General features: G+C 61.2%; 18 protein-coding genes. 9 read left to right on the top strand and 9 right to left on the bottom strand.

Translation table 11 applies throughout. The features are described from left to right. Window positions 1-26 precede the first annotated feature (26 nt). From HKK54_RS09140 to rfbB, 6 genes are read right to left on the bottom strand one after another with little or no spacing between them, the layout of a single operon-like run. Window positions 27-1,412 (bottom strand): sigma-54-dependent transcriptional regulator, encoded by a 1,386-nt coding sequence (locus tag HKK54_RS09140; RefSeq protein ID WP_169386626.1) that lies wholly within the window; start codon window positions 1,410-1,412, stop codon window positions 27-29. Further along, a complete protein-coding gene (locus HKK54_RS09135) occupies window positions 1,409-3,217 on the bottom strand; it encodes a sensor histidine kinase (protein ID WP_169386625.1) in 1,809 nt (602 codons plus the stop codon). The genes HKK54_RS09140 and HKK54_RS09135 overlap by 4 nt, the downstream gene beginning before the upstream one ends. A gap of 36 nt (window positions 3,218-3,253) precedes the next feature. After that, a complete protein-coding gene (gene rfbD, locus HKK54_RS09130; RefSeq protein ID WP_169386624.1) occupies window positions 3,254-4,135 on the bottom strand; it encodes a dTDP-4-dehydrorhamnose reductase in 882 nt (293 codons plus the stop codon). Then, window positions 4,132-4,677, bottom strand: a complete 546-nt coding sequence (gene rfbC / locus HKK54_RS09125) for a dTDP-4-dehydrorhamnose 3,5-epimerase (protein WP_010168978.1) — start codon at window positions 4,675-4,677, stop codon at window positions 4,132-4,134. Before rfbC ends, rfbD begins: the two co-directional genes overlap by 4 nt. Next, on the bottom strand, window positions 4,674-5,549 hold the full coding sequence (gene rfbA / locus HKK54_RS09120) for a glucose-1-phosphate thymidylyltransferase RfbA (RefSeq protein WP_169386623.1): 876 nt from the start codon (window positions 5,547-5,549) through the stop codon (window positions 4,674-4,676). The genes rfbC and rfbA overlap by 4 nt, the downstream gene beginning before the upstream one ends. Continuing rightward, on the bottom strand, window positions 5,546-6,628 hold the full coding sequence (rfbB, locus tag HKK54_RS09115) for a dTDP-glucose 4,6-dehydratase (protein WP_169386622.1): 1,083 nt from the start codon (window positions 6,626-6,628) through the stop codon (window positions 5,546-5,548). The genes rfbA and rfbB overlap by 4 nt, the downstream gene beginning before the upstream one ends. Window positions 6,629-6,808: 180 nt before the next feature. Here rfbB and HKK54_RS09110 point away from each other — a divergent pair, with 180 nt between their 5' ends. From HKK54_RS09110 to HKK54_RS09095, 4 genes are all read left to right on the top strand, one after another. Then, window positions 6,809-9,718 (top strand): aminotransferase, encoded by a 2,910-nt coding sequence (locus HKK54_RS09110; protein WP_169386621.1) that lies wholly within the window; start codon window positions 6,809-6,811, stop codon window positions 9,716-9,718. 125 nt (window positions 9,719-9,843) lie between these two features. After that, window positions 9,844-10,722 carry an N-carbamoylputrescine amidase gene (gene aguB, locus HKK54_RS09105; RefSeq protein ID WP_169386620.1) on the top strand — a complete coding sequence of 293 codons (879 nt, stop codon included), beginning with the start codon at window positions 9,844-9,846 and terminating at the stop codon, window positions 10,720-10,722. A gap of 6 nt (window positions 10,723-10,728) precedes the next feature. Beyond that, window positions 10,729-11,835: an agmatine deiminase gene (gene aguA / locus HKK54_RS09100; RefSeq protein WP_169386619.1), complete on the top strand. Its 1,107-nt coding sequence runs from the start codon at window positions 10,729-10,731 to the stop codon at window positions 11,833-11,835. 243 nt (window positions 11,836-12,078) lie between these two features. Then, entirely contained in the window at window positions 12,079-12,291 is a 213-nt protein-coding gene (locus tag HKK54_RS09095) for a hypothetical protein (RefSeq protein ID WP_010168987.1), read from the top strand. 180 nt (window positions 12,292-12,471) lie between these two features. Here HKK54_RS09095 and HKK54_RS09090 read toward each other — a convergent pair whose 3' ends face one another. Then, complete coding sequence (locus HKK54_RS09090) at window positions 12,472-14,544, bottom strand: TonB-dependent receptor (RefSeq protein ID WP_169386618.1); 2,073 nt, start codon at window positions 14,542-14,544, stop codon at window positions 12,472-12,474. 227 nt (window positions 14,545-14,771) lie between these two features. Between HKK54_RS09090 and HKK54_RS09085 the strand changes: the two genes are divergently transcribed. Together HKK54_RS09085 and HKK54_RS09080 are read left to right on the top strand one after the other, a co-directional pair. Next, window positions 14,772-15,482, top strand: coding sequence for a DsbA family protein (locus HKK54_RS09085; protein ID WP_169386617.1), 711 nt, complete (start codon window positions 14,772-14,774; stop codon window positions 15,480-15,482). Between the two features lie 270 nt (window positions 15,483-15,752). After that, window positions 15,753-17,039, top strand: a complete 1,287-nt coding sequence (locus tag HKK54_RS09080; RefSeq protein WP_010169002.1) for an OprD family porin — start codon at window positions 15,753-15,755, stop codon at window positions 17,037-17,039. Window positions 17,040-17,111: 72 nt separating this feature from the next. Here HKK54_RS09080 and HKK54_RS09075 read toward each other — a convergent pair whose 3' ends face one another. Further along, a complete protein-coding gene (locus tag HKK54_RS09075) occupies window positions 17,112-17,885 on the bottom strand; it encodes an alpha/beta fold hydrolase (protein WP_178120973.1) in 774 nt (257 codons plus the stop codon). A 260-nt stretch (window positions 17,886-18,145) separates the two neighbouring features. Here HKK54_RS09075 and HKK54_RS09070 point away from each other — a divergent pair, with 260 nt between their 5' ends. From HKK54_RS09070 to HKK54_RS09060, 3 genes are read left to right on the top strand one after another with little or no spacing between them, the layout of a single operon-like run. After that, window positions 18,146-18,361: a tautomerase family protein gene (locus HKK54_RS09070; RefSeq protein WP_003218111.1), complete on the top strand. Its 216-nt coding sequence runs from the start codon at window positions 18,146-18,148 to the stop codon at window positions 18,359-18,361. Further along, window positions 18,358-19,008: a DsbA family oxidoreductase gene (locus tag HKK54_RS09065; protein WP_169386616.1), complete on the top strand. Its 651-nt coding sequence runs from the start codon at window positions 18,358-18,360 to the stop codon at window positions 19,006-19,008. The genes HKK54_RS09070 and HKK54_RS09065 overlap by 4 nt, the downstream gene beginning before the upstream one ends. A gap of 31 nt (window positions 19,009-19,039) precedes the next feature. Continuing rightward, entirely contained in the window at window positions 19,040-19,750 is a 711-nt protein-coding gene (locus HKK54_RS09060) for an SDR family NAD(P)-dependent oxidoreductase (protein WP_003218108.1), read from the top strand. Window positions 19,751-19,917: 167 nt separating this feature from the next. Here HKK54_RS09060 and HKK54_RS09055 read toward each other — a convergent pair whose 3' ends face one another. Then, entirely contained in the window at window positions 19,918-20,199 is a 282-nt protein-coding gene (locus HKK54_RS09055) for a DUF3077 domain-containing protein (RefSeq protein WP_169386615.1), read from the bottom strand. Window positions 20,200-21,203: the final 1,004 nt, after the last annotated feature.

The raw sequence follows: 21,203 nt of genomic DNA, 5'->3' as shown, positions 1-21,203 counted from the left end.
GTGGCCTCGTGGCAGGGGGAAAAGGGTCATTCGTCGTCAGCGTGGCTGTTGCCGCTGTCGGCGAAATTCAGCCCGTGCTTGCGCAGTTTGTCGTGCAGGGTCTTGCGCGGTACGCCCAGGGCTTCGGCGAGGCTGCGCATGGAGTTGTGGCTGCGTGCCAGTTCGGCGGCGATCAGGCTTTTTTCAAACTGCTCGACCTGTTCGCTCAACCCGCCGGGCGTGCTGGTCAGGACGCCGGCCGAAGGGTTGTCCGGGGTGCTGTCCAGCGCCAACTCAAGGCCCAGGGCGAAACGCTCCGCGGCGTTTTGCAGCTCGCGCACATTGCCCGGCCAGCTGTGACGCAACAGCAGCGCGCGTTGCCCCGGTTGCAGCTCTTTCATGGGTAGCCCGTGGCGGGTGCTGGCTTCGTCGGCAAAGTGCTGGAACAGCATCAGCGCATCCTCGCCCCGCTCGCGCAGTGGCGGAATGCGCAGCGGCGCGACGTTGAGGCGGTAATACAAGTCGGCCCGGAAGCGCCCCTGGTCGGCGGACTGGCGCAGGTCTTCCTTGGTGGCGGCGATGATGCGGATATCCAGCGGGATCAACTGATTGCCCCCCAGACGTTCCACCACGCGCTCCTGCAACAGCCGTAGCAGTTTGACCTGCACATCCAGGCTCATGCTTTCGATTTCATCCAGAAACAGCGTGCCGCCGTTGGCGAATTCGAACTTGCCGATGCGCCGCTTCTGGGCGCCGGTAAAGGCACCCGGCTCATGCCCGAACAACTCGCTTTCCACCACCGACTCGGCCAACGCCCCGGCGTTGATCGCCACGAACGGGCCGGTGCGGCGGTTCGACAGGTCGTGCAGCGCACGCGCCACCACCTCTTTGCCGGCGCCGGTCTCGCCAAGAATCAGCACATCAGCCTTGGTCGCCGCCAGCGCGCCGATCTGCTCGCGCAGGCGCAGCATCTGCGGTGAGTGCCCCACCAGGCGCGTGCTCAATTGCTGACGGTCGCTGAGGGCCAGGCGCAGGCTGCGGTTGTCCAGCACCAGGCGGCGCAGGGCCAGGGCGCGGCGCACGCTGTCGAGCAGGGCGTCGCTGGCGAAGGGTTTTTCCAGGAAGTCATAGGCGCCGGTCCGCATGGCCTGCACCGCCAGCGGTACGTCGCCGTGGCCGGTGATCAGCAGCACCGGCAGCTCCGGGTCCTGGGCATGAAGCTCTCTCAACAGTTCCAGGCCGTCCATGCCGGGCATACGGATGTCGCTCACCACCACCCCCGGCCAATCCCGGGACAGGCGCGACGTCAGACCCTGGGCTTCGCCGAGGGTCAGGACTTTCAGCCCGGCCAGGTCCAGGGTCTGGCACAGGGCCTGACGCAGGTGTGGATCATCGTCGATCAACACCACCTGAATCTGGTTATCGATACTCATACACTGCGGTCCTCGGACGGTTGCAGACTGACACCCGGTGCTCCGGCGCGCAGTTTCAAGGTTAACAGCGCGCCACCTTCCTTGTGGTTGGCGAACAACAGTTCACCGCCAAAGGCGCGCATCAGGGTGTCGCAGATCGCCAGGCCCAACCCCAGGCCCTGGGTGCGGGTCTTGGTGGTGTAGAAGGGCTCGCTGGCGCGGCCCAGGGCTTCCATGCAGAACCCCGGGCCGTTGTCGCGAATGTACAGGTTGACGCCCTGTTCGGTGGTTTGGGCACTCAACCAGAGTTTTCGCGGCGGGCCTTTTTCGGTCAGGGCGTCCAGGGCATTGGCCAACAGGTTGCCCAGCACCTGGCGCAGGCGGGTTTCCCCGGCGGCCACCCACAAGGTTGCCTCGGGCAGGTCGCGGATCAGCTCCACTTCCATCGCCCGCCGCCGCTTGGCCAGCAGCGCCAGCGCATCGTCCAGCGCCGGTTGCAAGGCCACGCTCTCCGGCGCATGCCGGTCGCGCCGGGCGAAGGCGCGCAAGTGCGCGATGATCGAGGCCATGCGTCCGGTCAATTCGCTGATCAGCTTGAGGTTGCCACGGGCGTCGTCGGTGCGCTCGTGGTCGAGCAAAATCCCTGCGTTTTCCGCGTAGCTGCGAATCGCCGCCAGCGGCTGGTTAAGCTCGTGGCTGATGCTCGCCGACATGGTGCCCAGCGCCGACAACTTACCGGCCTGTACCAAATCATCCTGGGCGCGCACCAGTTCCTGCTGGGCATGTTCACGCTCCAGCACTTCCTGTTTCAGGCGTCGGTTGAGGCCTTCGAGGTCGCTGGTCCGTTCGATCACGCGCATTTCCAGCTCGCGACGGGCCTTGGCTTCGAAGGCGATGCGCTCCAGGTAGTGACGACGGCGCTGCATCATCAGGCCGAGCAACAGCATCAGCACCAGCAAGGTGGCGCCCCCTACCGCAACCACGGTACGCACCGGGCGGCTGATTAACGTGCGTGGGGCGAGAATTTCGACCTTCCAGCCGGTTTCGGCGATGTCGGTAGACTGGCGCACCCAGGCCGTGGCACTGAGGTTCAGCGGCTGCGGGTCGCGGGTCGGGTAAGGCTGGATGGCGATGATGGCGCGGCGTTCTTCGTCAGTCAGCGGCCGAGTAGCGCGGAATCGCCATTGCGGGCGCGACGTGAGGATCACCACGCCGTTGTGGTCGGTCACCAGCAGTTGTTCGGGTGTATTGCCCCACAGGCTTTCGGTGTGGTCCAGGTCGACCTTGACCACCAGCACCCCGATGATCGTGTCGCCATCGCGCACGGCCGCCGCGAAGAAGTAGCCGCGCTTGGCCGAGGTGGTGCCCAGCCCGAAGAATCGCCCCAGGCGCCCGGCCATGGCTTCGCTGAAGTACGGGCGAAAGGAAAAATTACGCCCGACGAAGCTGTCCTGTTTGTCCCAGTTCGACGCGGCGAGGGTCTTGCCGGTGGTGTCCATCAGGTACATCACTTCCACCCCGGCCTGGGCGGCGACGTCCTTGAGCAGGTGGTTGGCGTTGACCAGGTTGGTGCTGACGTGGGGCGCGTCGATCGCGGTGCGCAGGGCCGGCAGGTCGCCGAGGATCTGCGGCAACACTTCATAGCGGTGCAGGGTGCCCAGCAGGTTGGCGACGTAGAGGTCCAGCGTCTGGCGGTTCTGCCCGGCCAGTTCGCTGCGGTAATAACGCTCGGCCAAGTGCTCCAGCGGCCACAACAGCGGTGCCAGGCACAGCGCCAGCAAGGCCAGGCTGCGCCAGCGGGGTCTTCGCGGAAGGGGTGGAGTCATGGGAGTCGTGCGCCTGTGGGTACAGGCGCATTATGCCTACGCCTGCCCGGCAAGACACTCGCGCAATGCGTCGTGCCATTGCGGCTGCGAGACGTGCCACTGTTGTTGCAGTCGGCTGCAATCCAGGCGCGAGTTCAGCGGGCGCTTGGCGGGCGTTGGATAGGCGCTGGAAGGGATCGCCTCCAGTTCGGCGCACGCCTTGCCTTCGATGCGCAATTGCTCACCAATGGCCTGGGCAAAACCGAACCAGGAGGTCTCGCCCTGGGCCGTCAGGTGATAGACGCCCCAAGCCCCGGCCTGGCCCGCTTGCCAGTGTTCGATCAGCGCGCGTGTACTGTTGGCGATGGTGCCGGCCCAAGTCGGTGCACCGATCTGGTCGGCAACGATGCGCATGTGCGGCTTTTCCTGCAGCAGGCGCTGCATGGTCAGCAAGAAGTTCTTGCCGTGGGTCGAGTAGACCCAACTGGTGCGCAGAATCAGGTGCTCACCGCCGACGGCCGCGATCGCCCGTTCGCCTGCCAGCTTGCTCGCGCCATAGACGCCCAGCGGGTTGGTTGCGTCGCCCTCGTTGTAGGGCGCGGCCTTGCTGCCGTCGAATACATAGTCGGTGGAGTAGTGGATCAGCGGAATGCCCAGTGCCTTGGCTTCCTCGGCGAAAATCCCGGGCGCGGTGGCGTTGATGGCGAAGGCCACGTCCGGCTCGCTCTCGGCTTGATCGACGGCGGTGTGGGCGGCTGCGTTGATGATCAGACCCGGGCGATGGGCGCGCACTTGCTGGCGGATTTGCTCGGGATGCGTCAGGTCAAGCTGGTCGCGGCCCAACACGATCAACTCGCCCAGGCCCTGGAGGCGCTGTTGCAGCTCCCGGGAGACCTGGCCGTGTTGGCCGCTGATGAGGATTTTCAACGGGCTGTTCATGGGAACAGGTCGGCTTCTTTCAGGCTTTTACCGTTCTGGTCCTTGGCGGACAAGGTTGGCGTGCCGGTCAGTTGCCAGTCGATGTTGAGGTCAGGATCGTCCCAGCGAATGCAGCGTTCTGCCGAGGGCGTGTAGTAATCCGTGGTTTTGTAGAGGAACTCGGCGTAGTCGCTGAGCACCACAAATCCATGGGCAAATCCCGGTGGAATCCACAGTTGGCGATTATTCTCCGCGGATAAATGCACGCTGGCCCATTTGCCGAAAAGTGGTGAGCCGCGACGGATATCCACCGCCACGTCCAGCACTTCACCGGCGGTTACACGCACCAGCTTGCCTTGAGCGTGTTCCACTTGGTAATGCAGGCCACGCAGCACACCCTTTTGAGAGCGCGAATGGTTGTCCTGCACAAACTCTTGTTGCAAACCGGTGGCCTGGGCGAAAGCCCGGGCGTTGAAACTTTCATAAAAAAAGCCGCGCTCATCGCCAAAAACCTTCGGCTCGATGATCAATACACCGGGCAGTTCAGTGGCGGTTACATTCATTTAGTTTCCCCAGCGAGCGTGAACAAGTACTGACCATAGCCGGTTTTGCCAAAATATTTGGCCCGTTCCAGCAAATGATCACGGTCGATCCAGCCGTTCTCGTAAGCGATTTCTTCCAGGCACGCCACTTTCAGGCCTTGGCGGTGTTCGATGGTCTGAACGTACGTCGAGGCTTCCAGCAGGCTGTCGTGGGTGCCGGTGTCCAGCCAGGCAAAGCCACGGCCGAAGCGCTCCACGTGCAGGTCGCCGCGCTGGAGGTAGGCGTTGTTGACGTCGGTGATTTCCAATTCACCGCGCGGCGATGGCTTGACCGCCTTGGCGATCTTGATCACGTCGTTGTCGTAGAAATACAGGCCGGTTACCGCGTAGCTCGACTTTGGCTTGGCGGGTTTTTCCTCAATGGAAAGTGCGCGGCCTTCGCTGTCGAAATCGATCACGCCGAAACGCTCCGGGTCCTTCACCCAGTAACCGAACACCGTAGCGCCAGATGGGCGCTCTGCAGCGGTGCGCAGTTGGTCGCCGAAATGCTGGCCGTGGAAGATGTTGTCGCCCAGGATCAGGCACACCGGGTCATCGCCGATGAACTCTTCGCCAATCAAAAACGCTTGCGCCAAACCATCCGGCGACGGTTGTTCTGCGTAGGTGAAATGCACGCCAAACTGGCTGCCATCGCCCAATAGATTGCGGTATTGGGGCAGGTCCACGGGGGTGGAGATCACCAGGATTTCCTTGATGCCGGCCAGCATCAGCACCGAGATCGGGTAGTAGATCATCGGCTTGTCATACACCGGCAGCAGCTGCTTGGAAACGCCCAGGGTAATGGGGTGCAAACGGGTGCCGGAGCCACCGGCCAATACGATTCCCTTCATCATGCGATCAGATCCTTAACGTCGGTGTTGCCCAGTCGTTCACCCTGATAACTGCCGTCCTGGACCCTGCGGCACCATTCCAGGTTATCGAGGTACCACTGCACGGTTTTGCGCAGGCCGGTTTCAAAGGTTTCTTCGGGCACCCAGCCCAGTTCGCGTTCGATCTTGCTGGCATCGATCGCGTAGCGCTGGTCGTGGCCCGGACGATCCTTGACGAAGGTGATCAGGTCAGTGAATTTCTCCACACCCGTCGGGCGTTGTGGCGCCAACTCTTCCAGCAGGCCGCAGATGCTGCGCACCACGTCGATATTCTTCTGCTCGTTGTGGCCGCCGATGTTGTAGGTCTCGCCCACCACGCCTTCAGTCACCACTTTGAACAGCGCACGGGCGTGGTCTTCGACGAACAGCCAGTCGCGCACTTGCAGGCCATCGCCATACACCGGCAACGGTTTGCCCGCCAGGGCGTTGAGGATCACCAGCGGGATCAGCTTCTCGGGGAAGTGGAACGGCCCGTAGTTGTTCGAGCAGTTGGTCAGCAGCACCGGCAGGCCGTAAGTGCGCTGCCAGGCGCGCACCAGGTGATCGGACGCGGCCTTGCTGGCGGAGTATGGCGAGCTGGGCGCGTAAGGCGTGGTTTCGGTGAACAGGTCATCGACGCCGTGCAGGTCGCCGTACACTTCATCCGTGGAGATGTGGTGGAAGCGGAAGGCACTTTTGGCCGGTTCCTCCAGCTTCTGCCAATAGCCGCGCGCGGCCTCCAGCAGGCTGTAGGTGCCGACGATATTGGTCTGGATAAAATCCGACGGGCCGTCGATGGACCGGTCCACGTGGGACTCGGCCGCCAGGTGCATGATCGCGTGCGGCTCAAAGCGCGCCAGCACGGCACTGACGGTGGTCTGGTCGATGATGTCGGCCTGGACGAACTCATAGCGGCTATTGGTCGCGATGCTGGTCAGCGACTCGAGATTGCCTGCGTAGGTCAGTTTGTCGAGGTTGAGCACTTCGTGCTCGGTGTGTTGAATCAGGTGCCGGATCAGAGCGGAACCGATAAATCCGGCGCCGCCGGTGATGAGAATGCGCATGTCGGAAGCCCTTTTCCTTAGACGGACATTAAGCGAATGGAGCATAGCTTGAGTTGTGAAGCGAGGCGGTGCAAGGGGCGAGGGCAATTTGCGTGCCGAAACACCGCATTTGCAGGGGTTGCGTAACCCCCGTCAACAATGGCGATATAAGCGCCTGATAAAAACACCAGGGGTCGTCACATGTTGCTCGCCACGTTGATTCATCGCGCCAGTCTGCCATGCCCGCAAGTCGGACCGGACCCTGCGGCACGGCTACTGGAGCAGCATTACGACCTCGGCGGCGCGCTAAAGTCCCTCGGCAGCCAGCAAGATCTCAACTACCGCATCGACAGTGACCGGGGCCGTTTTGTGCTGAAAATCTGCCGGGGCGACTATGCCGCCGTCGAACTGCAGGCCCAGCACGCGGCCCTCAAGCACCTGCAGGAACATTCGAACGTGCGGGTCCCCAAGGTGATCACGTCCCTTAACGGCGAAGAACTGCTGACCGAAACCGTCGCCGGGCACACCGTGCACCTGCGGTTACTGGACTACATCGACGGCCAGCCGCTCACCCACCTGCCTCATCTGGGCCGTGAGGTGATCGCCGGCTTCGGCGAACTGTGCGGGCGGATGAGCCTGGCGCTGGCCGGTTTTGAGCATCCTGGGCTGGAACGCACCCTGCAATGGGACCCGCGTCATGCCCTTGAGCTGATCAACCATCTGCTCTCGACCCTCGAAAATCTCCCCCAGCGGGCTGCGCTGGAGCAAGTGGCCGAGCAGGTGGAACGCCGTGTGCGGCCTTTGGCCGATCACCTGCCGTGGCAGGCCGTGCACATGGACATCACCGATGACAACGTGGTCTGGCAGCGCGACGCCCAGCGGCATTGGCAGGTGCAGGGTGTGATCGATTTCGGCGACCTGGTGCGCACCTGGCGCATTGCCGACCTGTCGGTGACCTGTGCGGCACTGCTGCACCATGCCGAGGGTGATCCGTTCGCCATCCTGCCGGCGATCCAGGCATGCCACGCGATTACCCCGTTGCAGCACGAAGAGCTGCAGGCGCTGTGGCCGCTGATCGTCGCGCGGGCTGCGGTGTTGGTGCTGAGCAGTGAACAGCAGCAGGGCCTGGACCCGGATAACGCCTACTTGCTGAAGAACGCCGAGCATGAGTGGGAAATTTTCGACGTGGCGACATCGGTGCCCTTTGAGCTGATGGAGGCGGCGATCCTGAGGAGTGTCGGTGCCCAGTTGCCGCCGATTGTCGGCGAAGGGTTTGCGCCGTTGCTGCCGGGGCTGGTTGGACGTGAGTTCGCGCTGATCGACCTGGGCGTGCTCAGCCCGCATTTCGAGGCGGGGAATTGGCAGCAGGAAGGTATTGATCGACGGCTTCTAGAGGAGGCGGCCCTGGTGCATGGGCTGGCCGCGAGTCGTTATGGCCAATATCGGCTGTCCCGCACCCAGCCCGACAGCGCCATCGAACCGGACACCTTCCCGCTTCACGTAGAGCTGCACATGCCCTTGGGCGCCACGGTGGAGGCGCCGTTTGCCGGCACCTTGCGTTACGCCGCCGACGGCCTGCTATGCCTGCACAGTGCGCAGTTGAGCGTTCGGTTGTGGGGCGTGAACGGCTTGTTGCAGCACGGCGCGGCGGTGGTAAAGGGCCAAGTGCTCGGCGAGGTTGTCGGCCCGCTGACGGTGCAACTGTGCCGCGCCGAGCTTGAGCCGCCGTTGTTCTGCACGCCGTCCCGGGCGCCGGCCTGGCAAGCGTTGTGCCCCTCTCCGGCCACCCTGCTGGGGCTGGCCTGCGACGCCGAGCCGGAGCTGGACCCCGAGGCCCTGCTGGCCCGCCGCGACGCCAGTTTCGCCCGTTCGCAGAAGCACTATTACGTCGACCCGCCGCGCATCGAGCGCGGCTGGCGCAATCACCTGATCGACATGCAGGGCCGTTCCTACCTCGACATGCTCAACAACGTCGCGGTGCTCGGCCACGGTCACCCGCGCATGGCCCAGGTGGCAGCGCGGCAATGGTCGTTGCTCAACACCAACTCGCGCTTTCACTATGCGGCGATTGCCGAATTTTCCGAGCGTCTGCTGGCGCTGGCGCCGGATTCCATGGACCGGGTGTTCCTGGTCAACAGCGGCACCGAAGCCAATGACCTGGCGATCCGCCTGGCCTGGGCCTACAGCGGCGGGCGCGACATGCTCAGCGTGCTGGAGGCCTACCACGGCTGGTCGGTGGCGGCGGATGCGGTGTCGACCTCGATCGCCGACAACCCTCAGGCCCTGAGCAGTCGCCCGGACTGGGTGCACCCGGTGACCGCGCCGAACACCTATCGCGGTGAATTTCGCGGGCAGGACAGTGCGCCCGACTACGTACGCAGCGTGGAACACAACCTGGCGAAAATCGCCGCGCAGAACCGCCAGTTGGCCGGCTTCATTTGTGAGCCGGTGTACGGCAATGCCGGTGGGATTTCCTTGCCGCCGGGCTATTTGCAGCAGGTGTACGCACGGGTTCGGGAGCGGGGTGGCGTGTGCATCGCCGATGAAGTGCAGGTGGGTTACGGCCGCATGGGCCATTTCTTCTGGGGCTTTGAAGAGCAGGGCGTGGTGCCGGACATCATCACCATGGCCAAGGGCATGGGCAACGGCCAGCCGTTGGGCGCGGTGATCACCCGCCGGGAAATTGCCGAGGCGCTGGAGGCCGAGGGTTACTTCTTCTCGTCGTCCGGCGGCAGCCCGGTGAGTTGCCGCATCGGCATGGCGGTGCTGGACGTGATGGAGGAAGAAAAGCTGTGGGAAAACGCCCAGGTGGTGGGCGGGCACTTCAAGGCCCGGTTGGAAGCGCTGGTCGAACAGTATCCATTGGTGGGCGCGGTGCATGGTTCCGGGTTCTATCTGGGGCTGGAGCTGGTCCGCGACCGGCAGACCCTGGAACCGGCCACTGAAGAGACCGCGCGGCTGTGCGATCGGCTGCGGGAACTGGGGATTTTCATGCAACCTACGGGCGACTATCTGAACATCCTCAAGATCAAACCGCCGATGGTTACCTCCCGGCACAGTGTGGATTTTTTCGTCGACATGCTGGCGAAGGTATTGGAGGAAGGGCTGTAATAAAAAACTCGATTGTTATCGGTAAAATATGATTATTTTTCGATGGTCGGATAACTATTAGCTTCAAAAGCCGATTTTTATCCGTTATAAAGGCACCCACTTGCCCGCCGCCGAGGAGATGATTCATGAGCCGTATCGTTACCGTTGCCGCGACCCAGATGGCCTGTTCCTGGGACCTTGAAGCCAATCTTGAAACCGCTGAACGGCTGGTGCGCGAGGCGGCTGCCAGGGGCGCACAGATCATTCTGATCCAGGAGCTGTTCGAGGCCCCGTACTTCTGCCAGAAGCCGAACCCGGACTACCTGCAACTGGCGACCACGGTTGAAGACAACGTCGCGATCAAGCACTTCCAGAACATAGCCCGGGAACTGCAAGTGGTGCTGCCCATCAGCTTCTACGAACGGGCGGGCCGCGCGCGTTTCAATAGCATCGCGATCATCGACGCCGACGGCTCCAACCTCGGGATTTATCGGAAAAGCCACATCCCGGACGGCCCGGGCTACCATGAAAAGTATTACTTCAACCCCGGTGATACCGGCTTCAAGGTATGGAATACCCGCTACGCGAAGATCGGCGTGGGCATCTGTTGGGACCAGTGGTTCCCGGAAGCTGCCCGCAGCATGGCGCTGCAAGGCGCGCAAATCCTGTTCTACCCGACCGCCATCGGCAGCGAGCCTCACGACAAGAGCATTTCGTCCCGCGACCATTGGCAGCGCGTGCAACAAGGCCATGCCGGTGCCAACCTGATGCCGCTGGTGGCCAGCAATCGCATCGGTAACGAAGCGCAGGACGGCTACGACATCACCTTCTATGGCTCGTCCTTCATCGCCAACCAATACGGCGAAAAAGTAGAAGAGCTCAACGAAACCGAAGAGGGCATCCTGGTGCACCGCTTCGACCTTGGTGAACTTGAACACATCCGCAGCGCCTGGGGTTCGTTCCGCGACCGCCGTCCGAACCTGTATGGTGCGCTTAAAACCCTCGACGGTTCCCTGGAGTCCTGAATCGCCATGACCACTTTGCACAGCACCCCCCGCGCCGACGGCTTCTACATGCCTGCCGAATGGGCGCCACAGACCCAAACCTGGATGATCTGGCCCGAGCGCCCGGACAATTGGCGCCTCGGCGGCAAGCCGGCGCAGGCCGCTCATGTGGCGGTGGCCAAGGCCATTGCACGCTTTGAACCGGTGACCGTGGCGGTATCGGCCGGCCAGTACGAAAACGCGCGCGCGCGGCTGGACGTGCCGAATATTCGCCTGGTGGAGATGTCCAGCGACGACGCCTGGGTGCGCGACACCGGGCCGACCTTCGTGATCAACAACAGCGGCGAAGTGCGTGGCGTGAACTGGGACTTCAACGCCTGGGGCGGCTTTGATGGCGGCCTGTATTCGCCGTGGAATCGCGATTCCCAGGTGGGCGGCAAGATCCTTGAGATCGAGCGCAGCCCGCGTTATCGCACCGAAGGGTTTGTGCTGGAAGGCGGCTCGATTCACGTCGACGGCGAAGGCACCCTGATCACCACCGAAGAATGCCTGCTCAACCGCAATCGCAACCCGCACCTCGGCCGCGAGGAAATCGAAGCGGTGCTCAGTGCCAATCTGGCTGTGGATAAGATCATCTGGCTGCCGGACGGCCTGTTCAACGACGAAACCGACGGGCATGTGGATAACTTCTGCTGCTACGTGCGCCCGGGTGAAGTCCTGCTGGCCTGGACCGATGACCCGCAAGACCCGAACTACGCACGCTGCCATGCTGCCATGGACGTACTGCAAAGCAGCACCGACGCCCAGGGCCGCTCGTTCACAGTGCATAAAATGCCGATCCCGGGGCCGCTGTACGCCACCGAGGAAGAATGCGCCGGGGTGGATCCGGTCGACGGCACCCAGGAGCGCAACCCCACCGTGCGGTTGGCCGGTTCCTACGTCAACTTCCTGATCGTCAACGGCGGCATCATCGCGCCGAGCTTCGACGACCCGCTGGACAGCCGCGCCAAGGAGATTCTGCAGAACCTGTTCCCGCAGCACGAAGTGGTGATGGTGCCTGGCCGCGAACTGTTACTGGGGGGCGGCAACATCCACTGCCTGACCCAGCAACAGCCGGCGCCGCACAAAAACTGAGTGCACTTGTAACAGCGTGATGCCCGGTTGAGCGGCAATCGGGCGCGCCGCGGTTTGGGCGCTCACAGCAAGCCCACGGCCCGTCAGGTTCGTGGGCTTTTTTGTGACCATGTGCCGACAAACCGGGCACATTGGCATAGCTCTTGTATCGCAGTTGGGACACAGAGCAGGGTGTATGACTAAGCGGTTCTGTCATAAACCTTGAGTAAGTTAGCCGCTCAAGCCGTCGGAGAGAGCGCTGAAATGAATGCCGATATCAACCTGATGTACACGCGTACGTTCCACCCTTTGCGGGTGAACGGCGACGCGATCCATGCGCTGGCGCTCTGGTTGAAGGCAAACGGTTCGAGGCAGATCAGGACGCCCGACCCGCGCCGGGTGATGAGCGAACGGTACCCGGCGGGGCTGTTCAGCGAGGATGAGGTGCAGGCGTTGTGTGAGTTGATGAAAGACTGACGGTTGTTTTTCAATGTTGCACTGGACCTTGTGGCGAGGGAGCTTGCTCCCGTTGGGTTGCGCAGCAGCCCCAAAACAGATCACCGGGTTCTATCTGAAAAAACACAGTCGCCTTATTTTGGGGGCGCTTCGCACCCCAACGGGAGCAAGCTCCCTCGCCACAGAAAAGTGCGCTGCTGTTTAGAAACTGTATGTTCCGGTAACCACCAGGCTCCGCGGGTCCCCAAACTGAATCTGCGCCGCACTGGTCGCCGAGGCGTAGTACGTCTTGTCGCTGATATTGTTCAGCGCCGCCCTTACATCCCATTCCTTCTGCCGGAACCCGGCCAGTGCATCCCAGCGGCCATAACCCGGTAACACCACGGTGTTGGCGTTATCCGCATATCGATCACCCACCAGCGTCAACCCGGTTTCCGCGTACCAGCCCATCTCCGGTTTCCAGGTGACAAACAGGCTCGCATTGCGCTTGGCCACATCGCTGATGCGCTTGCCTTCAAAACCATTGTTGTCCTTCACCACCGTGGCGTCCTGCAGGCCGACGCCACCGCGTACATACCAGTTGCCGACGATCTTGCCGGCAGCGGTCAACTCCACGCCACGGGAGCGCTGCTCGCCGCTGAGCAAGGTGATGGTCGGGTCCAGCGGGTCACGGGTGCGGCGGTTGTAGAGTTCCAGTTCGTACACCGCCAGCGTGGTGCTCAGGCGGTCATCGAGCCAGTCGCTCTTGACCCCGATTTCTTTCTGCCTGGTCAGCTCCGGGCTCAGGTCGTTGGCGTTGCCCGCCGCGTTGGGCGTGATGCCGATCAGGCCGCCGCCGGTCGGTGAGAAGGTCTTGCTCCACGAGGCATAGAACGAATGGTGTTCCAGCGGCGTCCAGACCAGGCCCACGCGCGGGCTGGTGCTGTGGCTCACGACCCGTTCCGAGGCGTCGGTCAGTTGGTTGGTGGACTCGACATCAAAGCGGTCATAGCGCAAACCGGCGAGCAGTTGCCATTGATCGTTCAGGCGCAATTGGTCCTGCACATATACGCCCTGGCTTTGCACTTCGGTGTGACTGCTGCTGAATGCCGGCAGGCGACCGTAGTGGCGCAAGCCCGGGTTGGGGTTGTACACATCCACGCTCGGCACAGCGGCGAGCGGAGCTCGATAGAGTTTCGGGTCACGGCGCTGGTTGCCCAACTCCACTCCGGTCAGCAAGCGATGCTCCAGGCCAAAAGTGCTGAAGCTGCCTTCCAGTTCGACGTTGTTGAGGATGTTGCGTGTGGTCAAGTCCTGCTGCCAGCGCTGGCGCCCGACCTTGTTGGTTTTGGGGTCGTAGCTGACGGCGTAGGTGTTATCGAAGTCGCTGTCGAGGGTGAACACGCCCAGCGTATGGCGCAGTTGCCAACTGTCGTTCAACTCATAGGCAAGCCGGGAGCGCAGGGACTGGGACTTGTCGTCGATGTAATCGCGCTTGTCACCATAAGTGGTGCTGCGGCTGACATCCGCCGGGCGCCCGTTGACCCCGGGAATGCCACGGTCCGGCGTGCGGTTGTAGCGGCTGTATTCGTATTGCACCAGCCAGTTCAGGTCAGGGTTCAGTTGCCAGCTCATGGACGGCGCAAAGAGTTGGCGATTGCCGCTGACGCCGTCACGGAAGCTGTTGTTGTCCTGGTTGCCCATGTTCAGGCGCAGGCTGATGTTGTCGGTGGGGTCGGTGCTGAGGTCGGCATACAGGCTGCGCAAATCATTGCTGCCGCCCTGGGCCTCGATGCTGGAGGCGCGACCGGCCTGGGGCAGCTTGCTTACCCGGTTGACGATGCCGCCCTGGCCGCCGCGCCCGTACAACACGGCCGCCGGGCCTTTGAGCACGTCGATGCGTTCGATGTTGTGCAGGTCGCGCACGTATTGGCTGTCGTCGCGAATGCCATCCAGATAGAAGTCGTTGCTGGCGTCGAAACCACGAATGCGCAGGCTGTCGAACCGCGTGTCGGCGCCGCTGCTGACGTTGGGCACGCCGCTCAAGGCCTGGCCCAGGTCATTGGTGCCGTAGGAGCGCAGGCTGTCGGTTTTCACCGAGTCGATGGCCTGGGGCACATAGCGCACGGGCGTGGCCGTGCGGGTAGCGGTGCTGGTTTCCTTGACGCGCGGGTCGTCTTCGTCCGCTTCGGCGCTCACGGACGTTTCCGGCAGGACGGTGGCCGCGCAGGCAAATCCGGCAGACAGCAGTACAGAAAGCCCAAGGGTTATGGGCGTCAGGCGCAGGGCAGGCATCGGGGTGTGTATCCAAAAAGGTTGGGAGGATAAAAGTGCGCTAATGGTAATGCTTACTATTTGCGCAGGTTATATATTCCTAAACGTACCTTTCTGAAAACTGTTACGGCGTATGTTTTTCAGGGGTATTCGACCGATTCCCGAAACAGTCTGAAAGCTGATCCGGGGTTTTTCCCAATTGTGGGTAAGACTAATCTGCCGGGCATCAACGTCCATCGGAGCCCGTCATGTCGGCAGCCACGCTTCACTATATCTACGACCCGCTGTGCGGCTGGTGTTACGGCGCCGAGCCGCTGCTTCACGCTGCCCAGGCTGTAGTGCCGATCCAGTTGCATGGCGGCGGCATGATGACCGGGGCCAATCGCCAATCCGTCTCGCCGCGGTTGCGTGATTACGTAATGCCCCACGACCGGCGCATCGCCGAATACACCGGGCAACCGTTTGGCGAGGCGTATTTCGAAGGCCTGTTACGTGACCATGGCGCGGTGTTCGACTCAGCCCCGCCGATCAGCGCCGTACTGGCCGCCGAAAAAATCACCGGTCGCGGCCTGGAGTTGCTGGCGCGTTTGCAAACGGCGCACTACGTCGAAGGTCGCCGAATCGCCGATAACGACGTGCTGTTGAATCTGGCCGAATCTATCGGTTTGGATCACCAGGCGTTTAAGGCCGCTTTCGATGAGGTCCTGGGTGCAGAAACGCTCGCTCACATCAAGGACAGCCGCCAATGGTTGGCAAAAATCGGCGGCCAGGGCTTTCCTACGTTGGCCCTGGAGCAGGACGGCCAGTTGCAGTTGCTCGATATCAGCCCCTGGTTGGGCAAGCCTGAAGCCTTCGCGGTTTGGCTGAGACAAACAGTCGCAATTTCGATTCAAACCACCCAATCGAGTGCACCAATGTGTGGCTTGCAAGGGTGTGACGATCCGAGAAGTGCTGGATAGAGCCTCGCACGATGATGGCCATCTAATGTTTCTTAGACTTTTTTAGCCTAAATACAGAAGATTCACGAAATTGACACACAGTAAAGGGCGCGGATAGGATTCGCCCCAACGCCTGTGGCTAACCGCCATGACTTCCCCAATAAAAAAAGGCCCGCGGCATATCACGTCGTCCGCGGGCCTTTTTTTATCTGGGAAAGTCGACACCAGAAAAGGCAACACGGAGCCTGGTGTCACAGCGCGTACTCAACCAGTAATAAGGAATATAAGAAAATGTTGAAACAACGGATGGGGCTGATCGCTCTGGGGATTTTGAGCGCTACGCAAGCAATGGCTGACGACCAATCCCAATCAAAGGGTTTTGTTGAAGACAGCCACCTGAACATCGCGGCGCGCAACGCGTACATCAGCCGCGACTACAAAAACGGCAAGCAAGACAAAGCCGAATGGGGCCAGGGCTTCATCGGCAAGTTCGAATCCGGCTTCACCCAAGGCACCGTCGGTGTGGGTGTGGACGTGATCGGCCAGTACGCCATTCGCCTGGATGGTGGTAAAGGTCGCAGCGGCGCTGGCGGTATCGACTTCTTCAAGCAAGGCGACAGCGGCGCAGCAGCCGATGACCTGGCCAAGGGCGGCGCAGCCGTCAAGGCACGCATCTCCAACACCGTAATCAAATACGGTCAGCAGATGCCAGCCGTGCCGGTCCTGCAGTACGACAATTCCCGTCTGTTGTCGGAAACCTACGAAGGTACTTCGATCGTTTCCAAAGAAATCGCCGGCCTGCAACTGGACGCTGGTCACTTCACCAAGGAAGCTCGCAAGAGCGCCGAGGGTTCCGACAGTGGCGCGCTGAAAAGCATCGACTACATCGGCGGTAGCTACAAATTCACCGAAAGCCTGTCGGCAGCGCTCTACGCTTCCAACATGCAGGACGTGCTGAAGAAGCAATACGTCAACGTCAACTACGTGCTGGCCCTGCCAGAGAAACAATCGTTGACCTTCGACTTCAACGGCTACAAAACCAAGCTAGACCGTAGCTTCGCCCTGGAAAACCAAGGTGACGCCGACGCTCGCGACAACAAAATCTGGAGCCTGGGCGCCACATGGGCCGTTGGCCCGCACAGCTTCACCCTGGCCCACCAGCGCAGCACCGGTGACACCGGCTACCTGTACGGCGGCTACCGCAACGCAGGCGGCATCGGCGACGGTGGCAACACCATCCTGCTGGCCAACTCCTACTGGTCTGACTTCAACGGCAAGGACGAGCGCTCCTGGCAGGCAGGCTACGGCCTGGACTTCAGCGCCTTCGGCGTGCCTGGCCTGACCTACAACATCGCCTACGTGCGCGGCACCAACATTGACGACGGTTCCAACCGCGGCAGTGGCACCGAGCGTGAGATCTTCAACCAGTTCAAATACGTGGTACAGAGCGGCCCGGCCAAAGACCTGAGCCTGCGTGCCCGTGCGTCGTGGTTGCGCGTTTCCAACAACGCCAGCAACTACAACGTGGGCGGTAACGAGATCCGTCTGTTCGCCGACTACCCAATCAACGTTTTCTAATTGATTCGGCGTCGCGCCTGATTCCAGGCGATAAAAAACCCCGACTGGTTCGGGGTTTTTTTATGCCTGCGATCAGCGCTTGCTGGCGGCTGCGATGATCACGTCTGCGACCTTTTGCGGCTGGGACAGCATCGGCACATGGCTGGTTTGCACCACGGTGGTGGTGGCATTGATTTTCTTCGCATAGGCCTGCTCCAGGCCCGGGTCGATCATGCGGTCCTTGGCGGCGACGATGTAATAGTTGGGTTTGGTTTTCCAGGCGGCGACCGTGATTTTATCGTCGAACGCCTTGCCCAGAATCGGCCCCTGGGTCACGGCAATCAGGTTGGCCTGGTCAGCAGGCAAGTCCTGGGCGAAGTTTTTCGCCACGGACGCGGCGGGCAAATACAGGTAGCCGGAAGCGTCGGCACTGATGGTCTCGATACCCGGCGGGGTTGGGTAGCCTTTCTCGGACTCGGCAGAACTCTGGCCCTCGGACGGCGCGAACGCGGCCACATAAACCAGTGCCTTGACCTTGTCGCTGGTGCCGCCCTGTGTGATCACACTGCCGGCCCACGAATGGCCCACCAGAACCACTCGCCCACTCTGGGCATCAATCACCCGCTGGGCGGCGGCCACATCATCGGCCAGGGACGTCAGCGGGTTTTGCACCGCCACCACCTTCAAGCCTTTGGCCTGCAACAGCGGAATCACCTTGTTCCAGCTGGAGCCATCGGCAAAGGCGCCGTGCACCAGCACCACTGTGGTGTCCGACAGCGCCGGGGTGGCGGCATAGGCCTGGCCGGTGAGCATCGCGGCGGCCATCAGTGTAGGCAGCAACAGGGTTTTGAATGCGGATTTAAGCATGTGGGGCACGTCCGTAAGTGAGGGGTTATCGGCCAGCACTCAAGGCGTTTGCAGCCTGCCTTAAGCATGTAGGCAAGACGCATGGGGAGGGCGGTTATTCCAGGGTGCGGTAAAAAAACACGCAGCGCCGGACGTCTCGATTGATTACATAGCATCACTAATGAAGTACTCCGCCCCACCTTTATCCACCTCAAGCAACCTCATAAATTGGCCTCACTGCCTGCCCATCATGCCGATGGGCACGTCACTGGAGCCTTGTCATGCCATTTGTCAGCGTACGTATCACCCGCGACGGCGTTACCTCGGAGCAGAAAGCCCAGGTCATTGCCGAAATCACCGAAACCCTCGAGCGCGTCCTCAACAAACGCCCCGACCTGACCCACATCGTCATCGAAGAAGTCGACACCGATAACTGGGGTTATGCCGGCATCACCACCACCCAATACCGCAAACAGCTCGCGGAAAACCCGTCATGAGCGCGCCCGTCACCATCGACTTCATCTCCGACGTGGTGTGCCCGTGGTGCGCCCTGGGCGCCACCGCCCTGGAGCAAGCCATCGGCAACCTGGCGGGCGAAGTGAAGGTAGAGCTGACCTTCAAACCCTTCGAACTCAACCCCGACATGCCGGCCGAAGGCGAAAACGCCGTCGCCCACATGATGCGCAAATACGGGCGCAGCGCCGAGGAAGTCGCCAGCGGCAAAAGGATGCTGATGGAGCGCGGCGAGGCCATCGGCTTCACCTTCGACCTGGAAAAACGCAGCCACTTCTACAACACCTTCGACGCGCATCGGTTGCTGTTTTGGGCGTTGCAGCAAGGGCGCCAGATCGAGCTGAAAAAGACGTTGTTGCGTGGGTATTTCAGCGATGGCCAGAACGTCAGCGACCACGAAACCCTGGCGCGTCTGGCCGCCGAGGCCGGGCTGGACATTGAAGGCGCACGCAAGGTGCTGGGCTCTACCGCCTACGCCAACGAAGTGCGCGAGCTTGAAGTGTTCTACCGCGAGCACGGCATCAACTCCGTGCCGGCCATGGTCCTCAATGGCCGCCAGCTGGTCTCCGGGTCGCAATCAGTCAGTTACTACGAACAGATGCTGCGGGAAATGTCCGCCGCGGCTGCTTGAACCATCCAATTTTTCATATAGAGGTTTCATCATGAGCAATTCGAAAAAAGTCGTTGTGATCACCGGCGCATCCCAAGGCCTCGGCGCTGCTGCAGTGAAGGCTTACCGCGAGCTGGATTACCGTGTGGTTGCCACCTCCCGGTCGATCAAACCGTCGACCGATCCAGACATCCTTACCGTAGCGGGCGACATCGCCGACCCGGCCACCGCCGAGCGCGTCATCCGCGAAGGCGTGGCGCGGTTTGGCCGCATCGACAGCCTGATCAACAACGCCGGGATCTTCGTCGCCAAACCGTTCACCAGCTACACCCACGAAGACTACGTGAACGTGTTGGCCGTGAACCTGAACGGGTTCTTCTACATCACCCAACTGGCGATTACCGAAATGCTCAAACAGGGCGCCGGGCACATCGTCAACATCACCACCAGCCTGGTGGACCACGCGATCGACGGCGTGCCGTCGGTGCTGGCGTCGCTGACCAAAGGCGGGCTGAACTCAGCGACCAAATCGCTGGCGATTGAATATGCCAAGCGCGGCATTCGTGTGAACGCGGTGAGCCCAGGGATTATCAAGACCCCGATGCATGGCGAAGAGACGCATGCGGCTTTGGGCAGCCTGCATCCGGTTGGGCACATGGGTGAAGCGCGGGATATTGCGCAGGCGATTGTGTACCTGGAATCGGCTGGGTTTGTGACCGGGGAAATTCTGCACGTGGACGGTGGGCAGAGTGCTGGGCACTAAGCGACGCGGTTGAACGAAAAACGCCCCGGACCGTGATGGCCCGGGGCGTTTTTTTGGGTGGCGGCTTCAAGCCAGGCACTCTAAAACAAACAACAAAGATCAAATGTGGGAACCGGGCTTGCCCGCGATGGCGATGGCCCAGCCAACACATCCACAACCTGACACACCTACAGATTATGGCCCGGCGACTCCAACACCTTCACCACATCATCAATGACTGCCTTGCTCATCTCTTGCAGATAGTGCGAAGCCCAGGCGTAGCGGTCCGTATCCCGAATCATTGCTGCGTCCTCTGCCAGCAGCTTGGCGACATGCAGCAAATTGGAGACGTGAGACAGCGCTTCAGGCAGGGAAACCCCGCTGTTGACGCGAAACAAAGGCTGGTCGGAATGAAATGAAAAAGGGGTAACGCCGAGGGTAGTGAGGCCAGACGGATTTGGAGCGCTCATCGGTAAAACTCCCATATCAAGTGAGAGCTACCACGTTCGTTCTCAGGCGAATGGGTGGCAGCTGTGCGCAGGCTGAGAACCGGAGATACAGGAACCCGGCAGACCCGAAGGTCTCCCACGCACAGCCGCCATTGCACGAAACTACGGGCATAAAAAAACGCCTGCAAATCGTGATTGGTGGCGCTGTTGCGCCTGCATCATGTCGGGTTCTCAGGCCCGGTCGCTGAATTGGCAGCGACGAGGGAGGGTAGCGTGGTGGTGGGGTGGGTGCAACTGGGGAAATAGTTGTTTCGTTTTGCTGCTGCCGGGTTCGGTTCTGGGGGCCTGAATATGAGTCTTTCGCGTTTTCTCAGAACGCCGAGCTTGAAGGGCAGTTTTGCCATTCCTGCAGCCAGTTCAGGACGCAAAATCATGCCGCTCGTGCAGTTATGCCGTTTTATGGATACGTCATAATTATTGGCCACCCATAATTTGGCATAAAAGTCGGAAGGTGAATTTTCGGTATGGGAAATGGACCTTTTCAAGGTTTAGAGGAAGACACTAGGAAAACCGGCGATCTGGAACGTTAGCTACATCCACCTGCGCGCAGCCTTGGTCGAGATCGGCCAGCACACCGCTTTGAGCCTTCGCGTCCCGGAACAGCCGTATGAGCGTCGTTTTTCTACAACCTGGCTGCCGGCTATCAAGCGATGGACAGTCTGGCCCGGGTTTTCAACATCCCCGACTTTATCTGGCTACAGCAGTTCCAGGTACACCCCCTCCTGACACGTAAGTGGTGTCAGCGGGTCGAGAAACGCCTGAAAAGCCCCGGATTCATTGGGGGGCGTCACTTACAGTCACGAACTGTTCGGCGCCGGCACTGATCTGACAGTCTACTTACGGTTTAGAAATGATTCTAAGCTATTGAAATGTAAGGGATAGAGATAGATAAAAAATCTCACTTACACTTCTTACGCACTTTTGATGGGTGCACCGGAAAAAAATTCCCGTGTATAGGATACGTG

The sequence above is a fragment of the Pseudomonas sp. ADAK13 genome (assembly GCF_012935715.1).
Classification (GTDB): Bacteria; Pseudomonadota; Gammaproteobacteria; order Pseudomonadales; family Pseudomonadaceae; genus Aquipseudomonas.
Note: the sequence above shows the minus strand (reverse complement) of the source record. Positions and strands in the feature narration are given on the sequence as shown.

Excerpts from the sequence above, each read along its gene's own strand:
- rfbB (WP_169386622.1), bottom strand. The coding sequence starts at position 6,628 with ATGCGCATTCTCATCACCGGCGGCGCCGGATTTATCGGTTCCGCTCTG.
- HKK54_RS09110 (WP_169386621.1), top strand. The coding sequence starts at position 6,809 with ATGTTGCTCGCCACGTTGATTCATCGCGCCAGTCTGCCATGCCCGCAA.
- aguB (WP_169386620.1), top strand. The coding sequence starts at position 9,844 with ATGAGCCGTATCGTTACCGTTGCCGCGACCCAGATGGCCTGTTCCTGG.
- HKK54_RS09090 (WP_169386618.1), bottom strand. The coding sequence starts at position 14,544 with ATGCCTGCCCTGCGCCTGACGCCCATAACCCTTGGGCTTTCTGTACTG.
- HKK54_RS09075 (WP_178120973.1), bottom strand. The coding sequence starts at position 17,885 with ATGCTTAAATCCGCATTCAAAACCCTGTTGCTGCCTACACTGATGGCC.
- HKK54_RS09140 (WP_169386626.1), bottom strand. The coding sequence starts at position 1,412 with ATGAGTATCGATAACCAGATTCAGGTGGTGTTGATCGACGATGATCCA.
- HKK54_RS09070 (WP_003218111.1), top strand. The coding sequence starts at position 18,146 with ATGCCATTTGTCAGCGTACGTATCACCCGCGACGGCGTTACCTCGGAG.
- aguA (WP_169386619.1), top strand. The coding sequence starts at position 10,729 with ATGACCACTTTGCACAGCACCCCCCGCGCCGACGGCTTCTACATGCCT.
- HKK54_RS09135 (WP_169386625.1), bottom strand. The coding sequence starts at position 3,217 with ATGACTCCACCCCTTCCGCGAAGACCCCGCTGGCGCAGCCTGGCCTTG.
- rfbC (WP_010168978.1), bottom strand. The coding sequence starts at position 4,677 with ATGAATGTAACCGCCACTGAACTGCCCGGTGTATTGATCATCGAGCCG.
- HKK54_RS09095 (WP_010168987.1), top strand. The coding sequence starts at position 12,079 with ATGAATGCCGATATCAACCTGATGTACACGCGTACGTTCCACCCTTTG.
- HKK54_RS09080 (WP_010169002.1), top strand. The coding sequence starts at position 15,753 with ATGTTGAAACAACGGATGGGGCTGATCGCTCTGGGGATTTTGAGCGCT.
- rfbD (WP_169386624.1), bottom strand. The coding sequence starts at position 4,135 with ATGAACAGCCCGTTGAAAATCCTCATCAGCGGCCAACACGGCCAGGTC.
- HKK54_RS09060 (WP_003218108.1), top strand. The coding sequence starts at position 19,040 with ATGAGCAATTCGAAAAAAGTCGTTGTGATCACCGGCGCATCCCAAGGC.
- HKK54_RS09085 (WP_169386617.1), top strand. The coding sequence starts at position 14,772 with ATGTCGGCAGCCACGCTTCACTATATCTACGACCCGCTGTGCGGCTGG.
- rfbA (WP_169386623.1), bottom strand. The coding sequence starts at position 5,549 with ATGATGAAGGGAATCGTATTGGCCGGTGGCTCCGGCACCCGTTTGCAC.
- HKK54_RS09065 (WP_169386616.1), top strand. The coding sequence starts at position 18,358 with ATGAGCGCGCCCGTCACCATCGACTTCATCTCCGACGTGGTGTGCCCG.
- HKK54_RS09055 (WP_169386615.1), bottom strand. The coding sequence starts at position 20,199 with ATGAGCGCTCCAAATCCGTCTGGCCTCACTACCCTCGGCGTTACCCCT.